Here is a 2,543-nt window from a genome sequence, read left to right on the forward strand (position 1 = left end):
ACGCTGACGACCACCACCCAATCCAAGCCATACTGGTCGCGCCAGGGGGTCACACGCACATGATGGCGTTCGCCCTGCAAGTCAATTTGCAGTGTTTCGTTTGCCAGGGTGCCGAACCCGTGGAAGCGTTGCTGGAGTTGTTGGGCAATGGCTTGAATGGTGGCGTCAGGGCTGTCGCTCGCCTGCAAGCGTTGAATCTTCTCTTTAACGAGGGTAAAGGGTTGCTTTGGACTAGAATTTGCAATCAACAGGCCATTCCGCTCGACAATAAACACCTGCCCCGTACGGCTAGTCTCTAAGTTTCGTAAATAATCACTCAACTTTAAGAGATGGATGTCGGCACCAAACACGCCCAATAAGCGCTTCTGAGCATCATAGATAGGACGGCCCGCAGACGCAGCGATGTAAGGCCCATTGGGAGAATCCCAAACATAGACTCGTGACCAAGTAGACTTGCCGACTTTAAGCGGTTCGGTGTACCAACTTTCGGTGAAATGATTGTAATCGTAACGGCTGACGACCCAGGTACGATTGCCCTGGTTGTCTGTAGTGTAAGTGTCGGCGTTCTTAGACCGCTGAGCGCTCCAGTCGTCGATGGTTAGCGTTTTGCCATCATAACGGATGGCCCCTACGCCTTCGCCAGTCGTGAGTCCATAGCCAAGGAAGGTCAGGTCATACGTCTGCATTTGCTTCCAGAAAGCTTTGCCGGTAGTTTGACGATTCCGCACATCCAGCAGACCCATTTCAATAGCATCCGCGTTCAGCTGTCCCAATTGATGAGGAATGGCTAAATAAGACGTTAAATGTTGATCCACCGAACGGCTCGTGCGGGCCATCAATTGGTCGGATAGTTGGTTGACCGCTTGCTGCCCATTTCTTAGCGAGAGGTAGCCCACTAACCCAACCGCGCCAAAGATTTGCAGCACGAACGGTACGATGAGCACAAATTGCAGTGGCAATCCTTGCAACTTGTGAAAGGGGAACGCCTTCATGAGATATTCTTTGCCTAAAGATTAGCTAACTTTAAGGTGCCCCCTTCGCTTCTAGTTAGCTCAGTCGCTTTGCGGGCAGTACCGACGACAGCAAGCACTTGGGAAAGAGCGTTCATACACTAGCTCATCAATGCAGCTAAAATCTTAACCTAGGTGTGCCAGTGCCGTTGCTTTGGCTCACGGTGCCAAAGCAGCGGCACTGGTCGTAGAACCTTAGCCTTGCAGCCAAGCCCTTAGCAGTGTGATCAACTGAGATGAGGCGACAAGTTTTGCTATATAGGGTTGCTAAATCAAGCATCTAATCGGGCTGCAAGCCCTTTGTGGCACTAAATTGGTTTTCGGTCGGTTCAGTCCCGTAGTTTCGCGGTCGTGGTCTAAGTATCACCTTCGTCATAATCGATACATGGGTGTGACGCACAGAACCCTTGCTATAGTAGGAATCGACATGACAATCTTCCAGCCCACAGCGACTGCTGTGGCAGTCACGCCCGCCCTCGCCGCACACCCTGAGCCGCAGCTGTTAACCCAACGGACAGCGTCCTACGTCCCTACAGAAAGTTACCGCACGTGGTACCAGCGTGGCCTGTTTCTGCTCGAAACGAAGCACCCTGAACGTGCTTTAGGATGTTTTGACCAAGCGCTCCGACTGGATGCAGCGCAGCCTGACGTTTGGTACACACGTGGGGAAGTGCTGAGGCCTATGCCGCCTTTGACAAAGCCACCGGTCGCCAACCGCAATTACTCTGGCAGTGGTGGGTAGGGTTAGTCATCCCAGTGCCAAGGCGAGCGGACCACGCTGGGTGAAGCTTTAAGGCTGCAGCGGGTCGGCACTGCCCCAAGGCTTCAGCTGATGCTGAGATGCGGTTTGGAGGCGATTGAACTAGATGGCTTCTGATGGATGAGAGCGGCGACATGGAGTACACCGTCGATCACAGTCTTCGGGCGGAGGACAACAAAGGCTTCGCCACCGTAGCGAGTACCTAAATCCTCGTCTGGCTCAACTGTCAGTTCGCTGGCGTAGGCTAGTGTCATGGCTGCCTAGAGTGCTGTCTAAATTTTCGCTATTGATTCAGCCTCTAGCCCAAGATGCTGGAGGAAGAAACCAAGTGGCTACTTCAGGAGGTTAAGTTGCTGGGTCAAGACGATGCAGGTACCCTTGAGATTGATGAGGGTGGGAGCCACATAGATTCAAAACGTTGGACTTGGGAGCGCGCAGGGGCAGTGTTGGTTAGCTTGGTTAAGTCAGATGTTGGGGATCTTGAAGATTCTGAGCGAACGCAGGTTATGAGGGAAACGGCACAATATTGCCCGCCAGTGAGCTAGCGCAAATCTTGTGCTCAGAGGCTCAGCCTAACCATTCTGGTGCTGGACTAGCCGCCAACTGTACAATGCTTAAAGGCCTTATACAGTAGTAGTTTTCCTTCTTCACCCTCTTGCTCCGTTGCTGCCATCCGCAACTAATCAAGGCGATCGCCCGACGCATTTGATGAGGCATGAATTGGAACACCCTTATTCCTAGGGTTTCAATGCCTGTTTACCGTCTGAGACGTA

Annotated in this window: 3 protein-coding genes; 1 reads left to right on the plus strand and 2 read right to left on the minus strand. The window is 52.5% G+C overall.

Annotated features, from left to right (window positions below):
* A partial coding sequence (locus H6F86_RS04000; protein WP_190446821.1) for a cache domain-containing protein occupies positions 1-992 on the minus strand: 992 nt, incomplete at its 3' end.
* Positions 993-1,437: 445 nt separating this feature from the next.
* On the opposite strand from H6F86_RS04000, the gene H6F86_RS04005 reads away from it, so the two are divergent.
* The gene (locus tag H6F86_RS04005) at positions 1,438-1,752 is read left to right on the plus strand and encodes a tetratricopeptide repeat protein (protein ID WP_190446822.1); all 315 of its coding nucleotides are present in this window, start codon (positions 1,438-1,440) and stop codon (positions 1,750-1,752) included.
* Between the two features lie 83 nt (positions 1,753-1,835).
* Here the strand turns inward: H6F86_RS04005 and H6F86_RS04010 are convergent, their stop codons facing one another.
* Positions 1,836-2,024, minus strand: a complete 189-nt coding sequence (locus tag H6F86_RS04010) for a hypothetical protein (RefSeq protein ID WP_190446823.1) — start codon at positions 2,022-2,024, stop codon at positions 1,836-1,838.
* Positions 2,025-2,543 lie beyond the last annotated feature (519 nt).

This window comes from Phormidium sp. FACHB-592 (assembly GCF_014695795.1).
Classification (GTDB): Bacteria; Cyanobacteriota; Cyanobacteriia; order Leptolyngbyales; family Leptolyngbyaceae; genus Stenomitos.

Bases quoted from the DNA above. Each gene is read 5' to 3' on its own strand.
- H6F86_RS04010 (WP_190446823.1), bottom strand. From the start codon at position 2,024: ATGACACTAGCCTACGCCAGCGAACTGACAGTTGAGCCAGACGAGGAT.
- H6F86_RS04005 (WP_190446822.1), top strand. From the start codon at position 1,438: ATGACAATCTTCCAGCCCACAGCGACTGCTGTGGCAGTCACGCCCGCC.